This window comes from Pseudomonas sp. EGD-AK9, assembly GCF_000465935.2.
Classification (GTDB): domain Bacteria; phylum Pseudomonadota; class Gammaproteobacteria; order Pseudomonadales; family Pseudomonadaceae; genus Aquipseudomonas.
The window spans coordinates 1-14,334 of record NZ_AVOF01000873.1; the positions used below are offsets into that span (position 1 = coordinate 1).

Genomic DNA, 14,334 nt, shown 5'->3' on the forward strand with positions numbered 1-14,334 from the left:
GCCTCGCGCCGGTGGGCCGCGCGCGGCTATAATTGCCGGCCTGCCCACCCTCATCTATCGAGCTAAGCCTGCCCATGTATTCCCTGGCCCGCGAGCTGCTGTTCAAACTGTCCCCGGAAACCTCCCACGAGCTGTCCATCGACCTGATCGGCGCCGGCGGCCGTCTGGGCCTCAACCGCCTGCTGAGCAAGGCGCCGGCCAGTCTGCCGACCACGGTGATGGGCCTGCAGTTCGCCAACCCCGTGGGCCTGGCCGCCGGGCTGGACAAGAACGGCGACGCCATCGACGGCTTCGCCCAGCTGGGCTTCGGCTTCGTCGAAATCGGCACCGTCACCCCGAGGCCGCAGCCGGGCAACCCCAAGCCGCGGCTGTTCCGCTTGCCGGAGGCCGAGGCGGTGATCAACCGTATGGGCTTCAACAACCTGGGCGTCGACCACCTGCTGCAACGAGTGCAGGCGGCGAAGTTCAAGGGCGTGCTGGGGATCAATATCGGCAAGAACTTCGATACCCCGGTCGAGCGTGCGGTGGACGACTACCTGGCCTGCCTGGACAAGGTCTATGCCCACGCCAGCTACGTCACGGTCAACGTCAGCTCGCCGAATACCCCCGGCCTGCGCAGTCTGCAGTTCGGCGACTCGCTCAAGGAACTGCTCGAAGCGCTGCGCCAGCGCCAGGAGAACCTGGCCCAGCAGCACGGCAAGCGCGTGCCGCTGGCGATCAAGATCGCCCCGGACATGAGCGACGAGGAAACCGCGCTGGTGGCCGCGGCGCTGCTGGAGGCGGGAATGGATGCGGTGATCGCCACCAACACCACCCTCGGCCGCGAAGGCGTCGAAGGCCTGGCCCATGGCGACGAGGCCGGCGGGCTGTCGGGTGCGCCGGTGCGCGACAAGAGCACGCATATCGTCAAGGTGCTGGCCGGCGAGCTGGGCGGGCGTTTGCCGATCATCGCGGTCGGCGGCATCACCGAGGGCAGGCATGCGGCGGAGAAGATCGCCGCCGGTGCGAGCCTGGTGCAGATCTATTCGGGATTCATCTACAAGGGCCCGGCGCTGATTCGCGAGGCGGTGGATGCCATTGCGGCATTGCGCAAATAAAGAGGGCTCCCGAAGGAGCCCCTGGGCTTGCGCCCGCCGCCCGGAGGGGGTCGGCATGGTGAAGTCGGAAGTGATCCTGATCAGCCGACAGCGTGAAGTTCGTTGAGTCGATGAATACCGGCGGTGCCGGTCAGCCCATCCCAGTTGTCGCCGCGGCCCTCGCGCCAGCCATTGAGCCAGGCTTGACGTACCGAAGGCAGGGTGAAGGGGCAGAGTTCGCGGGATTTACCATTGATGCCGTACTGATAGCCGCGCAAAAAAGCTCGTTCTAACGGATCACGCTTAAGTCTTCTCATAGGGTGTTGCCCTCACTGTTGACTGTTATGTCCCGTTGGCCTTGTGGCAAGGCCGGGCAGAGAGTCTTCTGCCTGCGAAAGTTCGCTGCCGGCGTGGCGAACTTTCTATGCCCTCGCCGTTGCAGCGAAAGCCTTAAGTAGTGTTCTAACGAATGCGCCGAGGCCTGTGAATGATCGATTTGTCATAAGGGCGTAACCTAAATGAGGGTGAGGCCATAAGGGCGCTGGGCATATGTCCAGCGTCTTCCGGCCAGGCGCCGTGGGGCCTGGCCGCAAGCGGCAGTGGCGTCATTGTGCTAGTGCAAATGAGACTGCTTGCTTATTCCGACGAAGGGTCGCGATGTGACGTTTTGTCACTTATTTTGAGTCGAGGCGCGCAGGTCGCGCCTCCCTGATTGCCATAGGCACTGGAAAGTCCATGTCGGATCGTTACGAAATCGTTCTCACCTGCCCCAAGGGGCTCGAAGGCCTGCTGCTGGAAGAGGCCAGGGCACTGGGCCTGGAGGAAGCGCGCGAGCAGACCGCCGCCGTGCGCGGCCAGGCCGAGCTGGAGACCGCCTACCGCCTGTGCCTGTGGTCGCGCCTGGCCAACCGCGTGCTGCTGGTGCTGGCGCGCTTCTCCATGAACAACGCCGACGACCTCTACGAGGGCGTCAAGGCCGTGGACTGGCGCGATCACCTGGAGCCGGCCGGCAGCCTGGCGGTGGAGTTCAGCGGCCATGGCTCGGGCATCGACAACAGCCACTTCGGCGCGCTCAAGGTCAAGGACGCCATCGTCGACCGCCTGCGCACCAGCAGCGGCGAGCGCCCCAGCATCGACAAGCTCAACCCCGATCTGCGCGTGCACCTGCGCCTCGACCGTGGCGAGGCCGTGCTGTCGCTGGATCTCTCGGGCCATAGCCTGCACCAGCGCGGCTACCGCCTGCAGCAGGGCGCTGCGCCGCTCAAGGAAAACCTCGCCGCCGCGGTGCTGATCCGCGCCGGCTGGCCGCGCATCGCCGCCGAGGGCGGGGCCCTGGCCGACCCCATGTGCGGCGTCGGCACCTTCCTGATCGAGGCGGCGCTGATGGCCGCCGACATCGCCCCCAACCTGCGCCGCGAGCGTTGGGGCTTTTCCAGCTGGCTCGGCCACGTGCCGGCGCTATGGAAGAAACTGCATGCCGAGGCCGAGCAGCGCGCCGCCGCCGGCCTGGCCAAGCCGCCGCTGTGGATTCGTGGCTACGAGGCCGACCCACGGTTGATCCAGCCCGGGCGCAACAACGTCGAGCGCGCCGGCCTGTCCGACTGGGTGAAGATCTATCAGGGCGAGCTGGGCAGCTTCGAGCCGCGCCCGGACCAGAACCAGAAGGGCCTGGTGATCAGCAACCCACCCTATGGCGAGCGCCTGGGCGACGAGGCCAGCCTGCTGTACCTCTACCAGAACCTCGGCGAGCGCCTGCGCCAGGCCTGCCTGGGCTGGGAGGCGGCGGTGTTCACTGGCGCGCCGGAGCTGGGCAAGCGCATGGGCCTGCGCAGCCACAAGCAGTACGCCTTCTGGAACGGCGCATTGCCCTGCAAGCTGCTGCTGATCAAGGTGCAGACCGAGCAGTTCGTCACCGGCGAGCGACGCGGACGCGAGGAGGTGGAGCCTGCGGCCGAGGCAGCGCCGCAGGCACGCCTGTCCGAAGGCGGGCAGATGTTCGCCAATCGCCTGCAGAAGAACCTCAAGCAACTGGGCAAGTGGGCACGCCGCGAGGGCGTGGAGTGCTACCGCCTGTACGATGCCGACATGCCCGAGTACGCCCTGGCGGTGGACCTGTACCGCGACTGGGTGCACGTGCAGGAATATGCCGCGCCGCGCTCGATCGATCCGGACAAGGCCCAGGCGCGTCTGCTCGACGCTCTGGCGGCGATTCCCCAGGCCCTCGGCGTGGCGCAGAACCGGGTGGCGATCAAGCGCCGCGAGCGGCAGAGCGGCAGCAAGCAGTATCAGCGCCAGGCCGCCCAGGGCCAGTTCATGGAGGTCAGCGAGGGCGGGGTCAAGCTGCTGGTCAACCTCACCGATTACTTGGACACCGGGCTGTTCCTCGATCACCGTCCGCTGCGCCTGCGCATTCAGCGCGAGGCCGCCGGCAAGCGCTTTCTCAACCTGTTCTGCTACACCGCCACGGCCACCGTGCATGCGGCCAAGGGCGGCGCGCGCAGCACCACCAGCGTCGACCTGTCGAAGACCTACCTGGACTGGGCGCGGCGCAACCTGGCGCTCAATGGTTTCTCCGACAAGCACCGCCTGGAGCAGGGCGACGTGATGGCCTGGCTGGCCGAGGATCGCAACGAGTACGAGCTGATCTTCATCGATCCGCCGACCTTCTCCAACTCCAAGCGCATGGAGGGGGTGTTCGACGTGCAGCGCGACCACGTCGAGCTGCTCGACCTGGCCATGGCGCGCCTGGCCCGCGGCGGGGTGCTGTATTTCTCCAACAACTTCCGCAAGTTCCAGCTCGACGAGGGCCTGGCGGCGCGCTACCAGGTCGAGGAAATCAGCGCGCAGACCCTCGACCCCGACTTCGCCCGCAACCCGAAGATCCACCGCGCCTGGCGTTTCAGCGCGCGCTAGCTTGAGGTTGTCGGGCCTGCGTAGGGTAGATGGCGCTCTTCTCATCCACCATAAGTGCATCGCCGGTGGATGGGTAAAGCGTCATCCACCCTACGCTCCTCCCACAGATATTCAGCGCTTCGGCTGTTTGTAGGTCTCCAGCAGCACCTGGTCGAGGATCGAGGTGGCGCCCCAGGGTTTGGGGTCGTTGAGGATCGCCACCACCGCCCAGTCCTGACCGTTGCTGTCGCGGCTGTAACCGGCGATGGCGCGCACGTTGTTCAGGGTGCCGGTCTTGATATGCGCCTCGCCCACCAGCGGGGTGCGGCGCAGGCGCTTGCGCATGGTGCCGTCCAGCGCCACCAGCGGCATCGAGCTGCGGAACTCGGCGGCGTAGGGGCTGCGCCAGGCGGCCTGGAGGATGGCCGCCATCTCCCGCGCGCTGATGCGTTCGGCGCGCGACAGGCCGGAGCCGTTCTCCATCACCAGGTGCGGCGCGGTGATGCCCTTGCGTGCCAGCCAGCTGCGGATCACCCGTTGCGCCGCCATGGCGTCGTCCTGGTCGGCGGCGGTGCGAAACTGCGCGCCGAGGCTGAGGAACAGCTGCCGGGCCATGGTGTTGTTGCTGTACTTGTTGATGTCGCGGACGATCTCCACCACGTCCGGCGAGTAGGCGCGCACCAGCAGGCGAGCCTTGTCCGGCACTTCGGCGAGGCGATCCTTGCCGAGGATCTTGCCGCCCAGCTCCTGCCAGATGCCGCGCACGGCGCCGGCGGCGTAGCTGGGGTGGTCGAGCAGCGACAGGTAGGTCTGCGCGCTGCAGCCGTCGGCCAGCTGGCCGCTGACGATCAGGGTGGTGCCGTCGTACTGCTTCACGGCGTTGTAGCGCACGTCGGGCCAGGCCGGGCAGGGGCCGGCCTTGAGCAGCTTGACCTGGTTGTCGATGCGCACCGTGGCGATCGGCGGGTCCATGGCGACCTGCACCCTGCCGCCTTCGGCGCGGGTGACGAAACGCTGCGCCTTGAGGTTGACCAGCAGCGAGTCGGGCGCCACCAGGAAGGGCTTGTTGGCGTCGCCGCCGTCATCGTTGAAGGCCGGCAGTTGCGGCGCGACGAAGAAGCTGCGGTCGAGCACCAGATCGCCCTGCACCTGACGCACGCCGTTGAGGCGCAGATCGCGCAGCAGCAGCCAGAGCTTCTCCATGTTCAGCTTGGGATCGCCGCCGCCCTTGAGGTAGAGGTTGCCGTGCAGCACACCGTCCTTGACCGGGCCGTCGGCGTAGAACTCGGTCGTCCACTGGTGGTTGGGGCCGAGCAGCTCCAGCGCGGCGTAGGTGGTCACCAGCTTCATGGTGGAGGCCGGGTTGACCGAGACATCGGCATTGAACTGCAGGCCGCCGCTCTGGCCGGCCAGCGGCAGGGTCACCACCGCCAGCGAGTGGTTGGAGATCTTGTTGGCCTTCAGTGCCTGCTCGACCTTGGCCGGCAGGGCGCCGCCGGCGGCGTGGCAGGTGAGGGCGAGGGGCAGGAACAGGGCGCTCAGCGCCAGTTGGCGAAACCGCTGGATCATGATGAAAAACCTTGCGCACTGAGGCGGCAACTGCGACGGGGCGGATCGGCTCGTTGGTCAAGCCGCGAGCGAGGGTGCTCGAGTAACTGAAGTCAACGACAGCCAGCCGCCGGGAAAAGTTGCCGCACATTATGCCGCAAGGTGGCAGGGCAGCGAGCGACAAGTCGGGCGATCTGCTAGAGTGCCGCGCGTTATTACTTTTGAGGATTGTTTCATGGCGACCAACCGTTCCCGCCGTCTGCGCAAGAAGCTCTGTGTCGATGAATTCCAGGAGCTGGGCTTCGAGCTGACCCTGAACTTCAAGGCCGACCTGAACGACCAGACCGTCGATGCCTTCATCGACCAGTTCCTCGCTCAGGCCATCGCCGGCAACGGCCTGGATTACGTCGGCGGCGAAGACTACGGTCTGGTCTGCCTGGCCAAGCGCGGCTCGGTCGACGAGGCGCAGCGCACCGCCGTCGAGGCCTGGCTGAAGGGCCGCGACGAGCTGCAGGGCTTCGAGATCAGCCCGCTGCTGGATGTCTGGTACCCGGAAAACCCGATCAACCAGGCGTGATCCGCGTTCGGCGCCGGGTTCTCCGGCGCCGCCTCCCCCGGATCAGCCGTTCGGCCGATCCAGGCCACGGCCGTCAGGCCAGCCCCGCCTTCTCCAGCAGCGCCTGCTCGTCCACCGCATCGATCTGCTCGGCCAGCATGAACCGCTCGGCATAGTGCCGGTAGATGCCGGCGCGGATGAACAGGGCGAACAGCGGCGGGTCGATGTGCGCACCCTTGCACATGCCGACCATGATGTTCAGCGCCTCCGACAGCGTCTTGCCCTTCTTGTAGGGGCGATCCACCGCGGTCAGCGCCTCGAAGATATCGGCAATCGCCATCATCCGTGCCGGCAGGCTCATCTCGTCGCGCGTCAGGCGCTTGGGGTAGCCCGTGCCGTCCATCTTCTCGTGGTGGCCGCCGGCGATCTCGGCGACGTTCTGCAGGTGCTTGGGGAATGGCAGCCGGCCGAGCATGAGGATGGTCTGCACGATGTGGTGGTTGATGATGTAGCGCTCCTCGGCGGTCAGGGTGCCGCGGGCGATGCTCAGGTTGTGCAGCTCGCCGCGATTGAACTTGTGCGGCGGCACCTCCAGCTTGAAGCCCCAGGGGTTGTCCGGCGCGATCAGCTCCTGTGCCGGGCGCTCGATCAGGTGTTCGACCTTGTCCGCCAGCAGCGCTTCTGCCACCGGCAGGCTGGGCGCCGGGCTGCGCTGCTGACGCTTGGCTTCCTCCCAGGACACACCCAGGCGGTCGTCGAGGGTGCGTAGCCAGGTGCGTTCGGCGATCTGCTTGAGGCGCGCCTGGTCGGCCTCGGCCATGGCCTCGCCGCCGAGGTTGGTGCGCGCGACGAAGGCGAACTCCTCGTCCAGCTCGTTCAGCAACTGGTCGCGCAGCGCCGCCAGCGCGGCGTCTTCGCCACCCTCGGCGCGGCCCCGCCAGTAGGCGATCCAGGCGTCGCGCTTGAGCACCTCGAAGCGCATGCGCACCTCGTGGATGCGGTCGTACAGGGTCTCCAGCTTGGTCGCCTTGTCCACCACGTATTCCGGGGTGGTGACCTTGCCGCAGTCGTGCAGCCAGGCGGCGATATGCAGCGCCTCCCATTCCTCGTCGCTGGGCCGGTAGTCGCGAAAGGCCGGCTCGTCGCTGTCGGCGGCGGCGCGGGCGAGCATCAGGGTGATTTCCGGCACGCGCTGGCAGTGGCCGCCGGTGTAGGGACTCTTGGCGTCGATGGCGCCGGCGATCAGCTGGATGAAGGCGTCGAGCAGCTGCTTCTGCCGGGCCAGCAGGCGCTGGCTCTCGATGCACAGCGCGGCGCTGCCGGACACTGCGTCGACGAAGGCCAGTCGTTCCGGGCGCAACATGCTGTCGTTGCCGTCGCCGTGGTCGCGCTGCAGAAGCACCAGCACGCCGACGGTGTCGCCCTGGCGGTTGTGCAGGCCGGCGGCAATCAGGTGCAGGCGCGGGCTGTCCAGCGTCGAGAGCAGGCCGCGGAAACTGCCGGCCTGGTCGAAGCCCAGGGACATGGCGACGCTGGCTCCGCCGCTGGCCGGCCCGCGCAGCCAGTCGGGCAGCGCCGCGTCGTCCAGGGCGAAACCCTGCAGGCCCAGTTCGTCCAGGCCATGGGCTTGGCCGTCGAGCACCAGGCCCTGGGGTTCGAGGCGGCCGCTGTCGGCGTCGAGCAGGTAGATCACCCCGCCCTGCGCCTCGCTGATCGCCACCGTGGCGTCCATCACCCGGCGCAGCAGGGCGTCGAAACGGGTTTCCGCGGAAAGGCTGGCGGCGATGTCGAGGAAGCGGCCGAGGGTGTCCTTCATCCGCGTCATCGACACCGCTAGCTGATCGACTTCGAGGATCGGCGAGCGGCCGCTGGCCGGGTGGTCGAAGTCGAAGCGGCGAATCGCCTCGGCCTCCTGCACCAGCGCGCGCAGCGGCTTGACCACCAGGCGCGAGGCCAGCCAGCCCAGCGGCAGGCACAGCAGCAGGGTGGTGAGGGTGATCAGCGCGCCCTGCCAGCGGATGCGGTAGGCATCGGCGAGCAGCTCGCGCTCGGGCACCAGCAGCGCCAGGTGCAGGCCCTGCGGGCCGCCTTCCTGGATATGCCGGTGGGCCATGGCCCAGCGCTGCTGGGCCAGCACCACGGTGCCCTGGTCCTGTTCGTTGAGTTCGCCGTCGAGCAGCTCGCCCAGCACCGGGTTGATCTCGCGCACCTTGACCAGGCGCTTGCTGTCGCCCTCGACGCGGATCAGCCGGCTGCTGTCGGGGTAGGCCACGGCGTTGCCCTCGGCGTCGGCCAGTACCAGGTCACTGTTGGGGGTGACGCGGTGTGCGGCGAGGGTGGCGGACAGATCGGCCAGGGTCAGATCGGCGCCGAGCACCGCAGTCAGGCCGCTGCGCCGGGCCAGGGTGGTGCCGACCTCCTCGGTGGAGAAGAACACATAGGGCGCGGTGGTGATCTGCCCGCCGTCGCCGCGGGCGCGCTTGTACCAGTCGCGGCTGCGCGGGTCGTAGCTTTCCTTGAGGCGCTGGCGGCGGCTGATCTGGTTCAGCGAGCCGTCGTAGAACAGGTAGTAGGCTTCGGTGCCGGTGGCGCTGCGGTCGATCGACCAGATCTGGTAGGCGGCACCCGGCGGGGCGTCGAAGCGCTGCTTGAGGGCGTCGCTGCGCAGCGGGCGGACCATGAAGAAGTCGCCGTCGTCGTAGCCCAGGTACAGCGAGCCGAGCTTGGGGTTGTCGCGCAGGGCCTGGACGAAGGGGCGCAGCAGGGCCAGGCGGGTGTCCAGGTCGTCGCCCTGGGTGGCCGGGTCGAGGGTCAGCAGGCTGAGCAGGTGGCGGATCGGCCGGTAGGTGCTGTCCAGGTCCTGCTGCACGTCGTGCTGGATGCGCTCGAACAGCTTGGCGCTGCTGGAGACGATCATCTGACTGGTCTGCTGGTAGTTGAACAGCCCCAGCACCACGCCGGTGAGCAGCAACAGGAGGGTGAACAGGGCGCTGATATGGACGTGTAACGGGAAGCGACGCTCGCGCGGAACGGCGGTCTTGGGCATCGCACTTCACTCCTTGGGTGACGCTGCGGGCAGAGCAAGCATAGTGAAGAGTGGCCGGGCCTGCTTGGTCGTCGGCAGCCAGCGTGCTTCTGGTGCGCGCGGCCTAGCGGGCCCGCAACACCCCAGGCGTCGACGTTACGGCGATTGCTGCCCCTGTTGCAGCTTGTGCGGCTTGCTCAGTTGCAGGCGCAGGCCGTGCACCAGCAGGGCCACGGTCAGGGCCAGGGCGACGCCGATCAGCGCGTTGAGCAGGCGCACCTCGGCCAGGTGCCAGTCCTGCGCCAGGCTCTCGGCCAGCAGCACGAAGCACAGGCTGGTCTGCAGCACGAACAGGCCGTAGTGGTTGGCCTGCAGGGCGCGGCTGAGGATCACCAGCGGCAGCAGGGTCATCACCATCAGCGGCGGGTTCTGCAGGCTGTGGCCGAAGGCGATCAGCAGGCCGGCCGCGGCCAGGCTGGCCAGGCTGGCCTGCAGGGCGCGTACCAGGCTGCCCTGGAATTCCAGCTGCAGGGTGGTGATCACCGTCAGGGTCAGCCAGTAGCCGCGCGACAGGCCGGCCAGGTTGACGATCAGCCCGGAGGCGGCGAACGCCAGCACGCAGGCCAGCGCATGCAGGCGCCACTGCTGGCGCGGCAGGCGCTGGGCGTGGCGCTTGAGCACCTTGAGAATACTGATGAAGCGCGGCATGTACGGCCACATGCGCAGCCCGTGCAGGCCGCGCAGGCCGAAGGCCAGCAGCATCACCCAGAGCCCGCCGAGGATGAACAGCATGGCCACCGCATAGGGGTTATGCAGATTGCCGACGCCGAACTGGCCCTGGCCCAGGCACAGGCAGATGGCCAGGCCGATGCCCAGCTTGCCGGCCTCGCTGCCGAAGCGCTGCAGCCAGGCCAGCAGCAGGCCGAAGGCGGCGAAAATACCGAGGCTGACCAGCGGATGGCTGGCAGCCCAGAAGCCCAGGCCCGCGCTGCAGGCGCCGAGGCCGGTGAGCAGCAGCATGCGCAGCATGCCGAAGCGGTGCAGCGGGTTGGCCTGCGCGGCCTGGAAGGCGCCGGCCGAGGCCCAGAGAAAGCCGCTGTGGGCGGTGAACAGGCCGAGCAGCAGGGGCAGGGCGCAGCCAAACCCGGCGACCAGCGCCGGGCCCCAGGCCGGCGGCCCGGCATGCCAGGTGAAAGTGCTGCGGATCAAATTCTTCATAGGCCTGTTACACCGGGCTGGAACGCCCGGTCATCTCCCTCGCCATTTCCGTAGCGTAGCTGTCGGTCATGCCGGCGATAAAGTCGATCACCCGCATGAAGGAGCGGTACAGCGGCCAGCTCGGGTCGGGCGCATTGTTGCCGAGCAGGTCGAGGATGCGTCGGTGCTTGAACGACGGCGCGCGTCCGCCGTGTTGCTCCAGAGCGGCGCCGCAGAAGGCGTTGAGGAGGATTTCCAGGGTGGTGTAGGCGCCGATCTCATGCAGGGTCTTGCGTTTGTCGTGGAAGATCTTCTCGCGGGCCAGCGACTTGGCGCTCTGCACGCAACGCTTGGCCGCACCGTGCATATGTTCCACCAGGTCGCCCTGCAGGCAGCCGGCGAGCAGGTCGCGCTGCTGCTCGACGAAGGCGCCGGCGGCGGCGTTGGTCAGGTGTTCGATGGCCTTGCCGCGCAGGATCGCCAGCTTGCGCCGGCGCGAATCCTGGGGTCCAAGTTGACGGTAGGTTTCCGGAATATCGTCGCCAACCAGGTCGAGCAGCAGCGCCTCGACCTCGGCGTAGTCGAGCAGCCCCATCTCCAGGCCGTCTTCCAGGTCGATCAGGCCATAGCAGATGTCGTCGGCCGCCTCCATCAGGTACACCAGCGGGTGGCGCGCCCAGCGCTGCGCCTCCAGCTGCGGCAGCTCCAGCTTGGCGGCGATCTGCTCGAGCAGCGCCAGCTCGCTCTGGTAGCAGCCGAACTTGTGCTTCTTGTAGCCCTGGGCCTCGGCATGGCGCGCGGTCCAGGGGTACTTGAGATAGCTGCCGAGGGTGGCGTAGGTCAGCCGGGTGCCGCCGTCGAACTGGTGGTATTCCAGCTGGGTGAGCACGCGAAAGCCCTGGGCGTTGCCCTCGAAACTGAGAAAGTCGGCGCGCTCGGCCTCGCTCATGGCGTCCAGCCAGCCCCGTCCGGCGGCCTGCTGGAACCAGTGGCGGATGGCGTCCTCGCCGGAGTGACCGAACGGCGGGTTGCCGATGTCGTGGGCCAGGCAGGCCGACTGCACGACCATGCCCAGGTCGCTCGGTGCGCACCAGTCGGGCAGCTCGTCGCGCAGCATCTCGCCGACGCGCATGGCCAGCGAGCGGCCGACGCAGCTGACTTCCAGCGAGTGGGTCAGGCGCGTGTGGATATGGTCGTTGCTGCTCACCGGGTGCACCTGGGTCTTGCGCCCCAGGCGGCGGAAGGCGCCGGAGAAGATGATGCGGTCGTGATCCTTGTGGAAGGGGCTGCGGCCCAGTTCCGCAGAGCTGGGAGCGGGTTTGCCGAGACGTTCGCGGGTGAGCAGGGTGTGCCAATCCAAGGCCGATCCTCTCCGGAGATGAACAGAGCCCTAGCTTCGGCGTTCGCGCCGCGCGGCGCAAGCCGGGCGCGTGCTTCGCGGTTCTGCATGGCAGGTGGCTTTGGGGCGGTTGCATGAGGCGCTGCAGCCCAGGCATGGCGCGGGTACAGATCCTTCTTTGAGGGGATTCATTATTTACATATGTTTGTCGCGTCTATGCGCTTTTATTCTGGTGCGTGACGATTCTCTGTCTGTTTGCTGGAGTTGGACTTAAGTTAGGGTTGGGGTGGTTGGTTATTTGACAGTGGCTGGCGAAGGTGAGGGCGCTGGTTGCCGTGATTGAGCGTTTTGCCGCTTGGGAGAATGCCATGGATAGCTATTCGACCTGCCGTACCCTGCGCCCCGTTTGGACGAGGTGCTTCTGGCAGCTGTTCCACGCCCCTCCCTTTATCTGCTGATTGCCCGCGCAGCGCCCCTGCCGGAGCCGAGTCGACTCGCTCCGGTGCACCTGCCCATCGGCTGGTGTGGTCGCTGGCAGCTGTTCCGGCCCGGATGCCAGGTCGAGTCGACCCAATTTCAGGCGGGCGGGTTCATTGCGCCTGCACGCGGGGCCGTATGCCTGCGAATAGTGGACGCACGAACATCAAGCCGGTATGGCCGAGTCAAGGACCGGGTGAGGTGCAAGAGGTCGCCACGCCCGTCGATCGGTCCACGGCGCCGCCGGGCCGTTGTCGCGGCGCGGCTTTCTCCATAGTGCGGCGCTGATCCTGGCGACCATTCCCTGGCAGGAGTTCCTGCCCGACCGGCCACCACTGCTTTGCGGCAAGCGCTCGATCCGCCGCCCGCCGAGCTTACCAACGCCGTTGCCGGTGAGGCCGGGCATCCGGCGCATCGGCGCTGGGCTCAGTTCGGCCGGCAGGCCGAGCACTACGAGTTGCAGGCTGCGCAGCGCGAGGGCTGGGTGTTCAATCCGGCCTATCCGCCGCAGCCGGTCTGGACCTATCAGGCCGCCTGACCGAATCTGCCCGTGCTGAGCCCGGTGGTGCATTCGCACTAGGGCGATCCGCCAGCCTTCGGCGACCGCCGTTTCGACCCCAACGACATGCTCTACTACGACCAGGTCAGCCCCGGGGCATCCCCGGCGACAAGGTGGTGGTCATCGGCAAGATCGAGCCATTGCTGCGGGTGGCGCGGCGCAAGGCTGTGTTCAACATCTCCGACCGTACTGTCTCGTGGGGGGGCGATGCGTTTGCGCGACTACAAGGGCAAGTACGTGATGCGCTGCCACAACCTGACCCACGAAGACCACTCGATGATGCTGCGTTGTGAGATCGTCTGAGCCAGCCGGAGGCTTGCCATGAATACGCGAAGCAAGGTACTGGCAGCGCTCGGCGTCGCCGCGTTCGGCTGGAGCAGTCTGCAGTTCATCCACCTGGCCTTCCTGAACCTACTGCGCAAAAGATTTTGAACAGTTTCTCAGAGGCCGGCGGCGTCGATGTCCACCAGCAGCAAGCGGCGGCCGTGGTCGATGAACTGCCCAGCGGTCAGGCAGTACTGGTTGCTGGTGGCGTCGCGGTAGGTGGTGGACAGGGTCAGGCGGCGCTCCTCCCAGCCTTCGGCGAGCAACTGGTAGAAGTAGGGGCGCCACGACCAGTTGTGGCCCAGGTAGCGGTCGTCGCTGTGCCAGGCCCGCTGGCGCCATTCCAGGTTGGGGGTGAGCTGGGTGCCGTGGCGGTCGCACTGATAGATGCGCAGCAGCCAGGGGTAGTGATCCGGCGCGCGGAGGCGGGCGGCCGGCGCGCCGCTCTCGGCCCACGGGCGCAGCTCGTGCATCAGCTCCGCCAGTTGCTGGCGCAGGGTCATCAGCCGCGCGCGCTCGGCGAGCTTGTGCTGCACGTAGCTGTCGCGCAGACGGGCGAAGCGGCCGGCGAAGGCCTCGCTGGCGAACAGCTCGCGGGCGGGCTTGGCGAACAGGAAACCCTGGACGTAGCGGGCCCCGCATTCCAGGGCGAAGTTGAGCTCCGCTTCGGTTTCCACGCCCTCGGCGATGATCCAGCAGCCGGTCTTTTCCGCCATCTGTGCCAGCGCCTTGACCACCTCGCCGCTGGGGCCGCCGCGGGCGGCGGCCTGGAACAGGCGCATGTCCAGCTTGAGGATGTCCGGCTGCAGCGCCAGCACCCGGTCGAGCTGCGAGTAGCCGGCGCCGAAATCGTCGATGGCGATGCGCGCGCCGGCCTCGCGGTAGCGCGCCACCACGTCCGGCAAGCGCTGGCTGGCGCCGCCCAGTTCGGTGATCTCGAAGACGATGCGCGCCGGGTCGATGCCGCTGCGCTGCAGTTGCAGCAGGCTGGGCAGCGGCTGCGCCGGACGCAGGCGGCTGATCCAGCGCGGCGAGATGTTGAGGCTGAGAAACCAGTCCGCAGGCGCCTGGTGAAAGCGTGCCAGGGCATCCTCGCGCACCTGGCGGTCGAGGCGGCGCAGCGCTGGGCGCCCGACACCGCGCAAGCGCCGCATGACTATCCCGGCGGCGCCGAGTTTCTCGTGCTCGAAGGCAGCCTGCAGGACGAGCGCGGGGTGTATCCGGCGGGCAGCTGGCTGCGTTACCCGGCGCAGTTCAGCCATCGCCCGGGCAGTGCCGAGGGCTGCCTGGTCTGGTGCAAGACCGGGCACCTCGCGCCCTAGGCGCTTGTACTGGCGGGTG

Annotated in this window: 11 protein-coding genes and 1 pseudogene; 6 read left to right on the forward strand and 6 right to left on the reverse strand. The window is 67.6% G+C overall.

Annotation, left to right across the window (positions count from 1 at the left end; all coding sequences use genetic code 11):
* Positions 1-74 precede the first annotated feature (74 nt).
* A complete protein-coding gene (locus N878_RS24975) occupies positions 75-1,097 on the forward strand; it encodes a quinone-dependent dihydroorotate dehydrogenase (protein ID WP_021446197.1) in 1,023 nt (340 codons plus the stop codon).
* Between the two features lie 80 nt (positions 1,098-1,177).
* On the opposite strand, the gene rmf is transcribed toward N878_RS24975, so the two are convergent.
* Positions 1,178-1,393, reverse strand: coding sequence for a ribosome modulation factor (rmf, locus tag N878_RS24980; protein ID WP_003244273.1), 216 nt, complete (start codon positions 1,391-1,393; stop codon positions 1,178-1,180).
* 418 nt (positions 1,394-1,811) lie between these two features.
* On the opposite strand from rmf, the gene rlmKL reads away from it, so the two are divergent.
* On the forward strand, positions 1,812-3,989 hold the full coding sequence (gene rlmKL / locus N878_RS24985; RefSeq protein WP_021446198.1) for a bifunctional 23S rRNA (guanine(2069)-N(7))-methyltransferase RlmK/23S rRNA (guanine(2445)-N(2))-methyltransferase RlmL: 2,178 nt from the start codon (positions 1,812-1,814) through the stop codon (positions 3,987-3,989).
* A 111-nt stretch (positions 3,990-4,100) separates the two neighbouring features.
* Here the strand turns inward: rlmKL and dacB are convergent, their stop codons facing one another.
* A complete protein-coding gene (gene dacB / locus N878_RS24990; protein WP_021446199.1) occupies positions 4,101-5,537 on the reverse strand; it encodes a D-alanyl-D-alanine carboxypeptidase/D-alanyl-D-alanine-endopeptidase in 1,437 nt (478 codons plus the stop codon).
* 214 nt (positions 5,538-5,751) lie between these two features.
* Between dacB and N878_RS24995 the strand changes: the two genes are divergently transcribed.
* Positions 5,752-6,093, forward strand: coding sequence for a YggL family protein (locus N878_RS24995; protein WP_021446200.1), 342 nt, complete (start codon positions 5,752-5,754; stop codon positions 6,091-6,093).
* A 73-nt stretch (positions 6,094-6,166) separates the two neighbouring features.
* Here N878_RS24995 and N878_RS25000 read toward each other — a convergent pair whose 3' ends face one another.
* The 3 genes from N878_RS25000 to N878_RS25010 form a co-directional block, all read right to left on the reverse strand.
* Positions 6,167-9,118 (reverse strand): HD domain-containing phosphohydrolase, encoded by a 2,952-nt coding sequence (locus tag N878_RS25000; protein ID WP_021446201.1) that lies wholly within the window; start codon positions 9,116-9,118, stop codon positions 6,167-6,169.
* Between the two features lie 135 nt (positions 9,119-9,253).
* Complete coding sequence (locus N878_RS25005) at positions 9,254-10,315, reverse strand: FUSC family protein (RefSeq protein ID WP_021446202.1); 1,062 nt, start codon at positions 10,313-10,315, stop codon at positions 9,254-9,256.
* Between the two features lie 7 nt (positions 10,316-10,322).
* Entirely contained in the window at positions 10,323-11,654 is a 1,332-nt protein-coding gene (locus N878_RS25010; protein WP_021446203.1) for a deoxyguanosinetriphosphate triphosphohydrolase, read from the reverse strand.
* Between the two features lie 796 nt (positions 11,655-12,450).
* Between N878_RS25010 and N878_RS29260 the strand changes: the two genes are divergently transcribed.
* Together N878_RS29260 and N878_RS29265 are read left to right on the forward strand one after the other, a co-directional pair.
* Positions 12,451-12,648 carry a hypothetical protein gene (locus N878_RS29260; protein ID WP_021446204.1) on the forward strand — a complete coding sequence of 66 codons (198 nt, stop codon included), beginning with the start codon at positions 12,451-12,453 and terminating at the stop codon, positions 12,646-12,648.
* Between the two features lie 228 nt (positions 12,649-12,876).
* Complete coding sequence (locus N878_RS29265) at positions 12,877-12,972, forward strand: multicopper oxidase domain-containing protein (protein WP_021446205.1); 96 nt, start codon at positions 12,877-12,879, stop codon at positions 12,970-12,972.
* A gap of 137 nt (positions 12,973-13,109) precedes the next feature.
* Here N878_RS29265 and N878_RS25020 read toward each other — a convergent pair.
* Positions 13,110-14,117 (reverse strand): annotated as a pseudogene (locus N878_RS25020) (EAL domain-containing protein); the annotation flags it as partial.
* Positions 14,118-14,174: 57 nt separating this feature from the next.
* On the opposite strand from N878_RS25020, the gene N878_RS29745 reads away from it, so the two are divergent.
* Positions 14,175-14,315 carry a cupin domain-containing protein gene (locus tag N878_RS29745; protein WP_021446208.1) on the forward strand — a complete coding sequence of 47 codons (141 nt, stop codon included), beginning with the start codon at positions 14,175-14,177 and terminating at the stop codon, positions 14,313-14,315.
* Positions 14,316-14,334 lie beyond the last annotated feature (19 nt).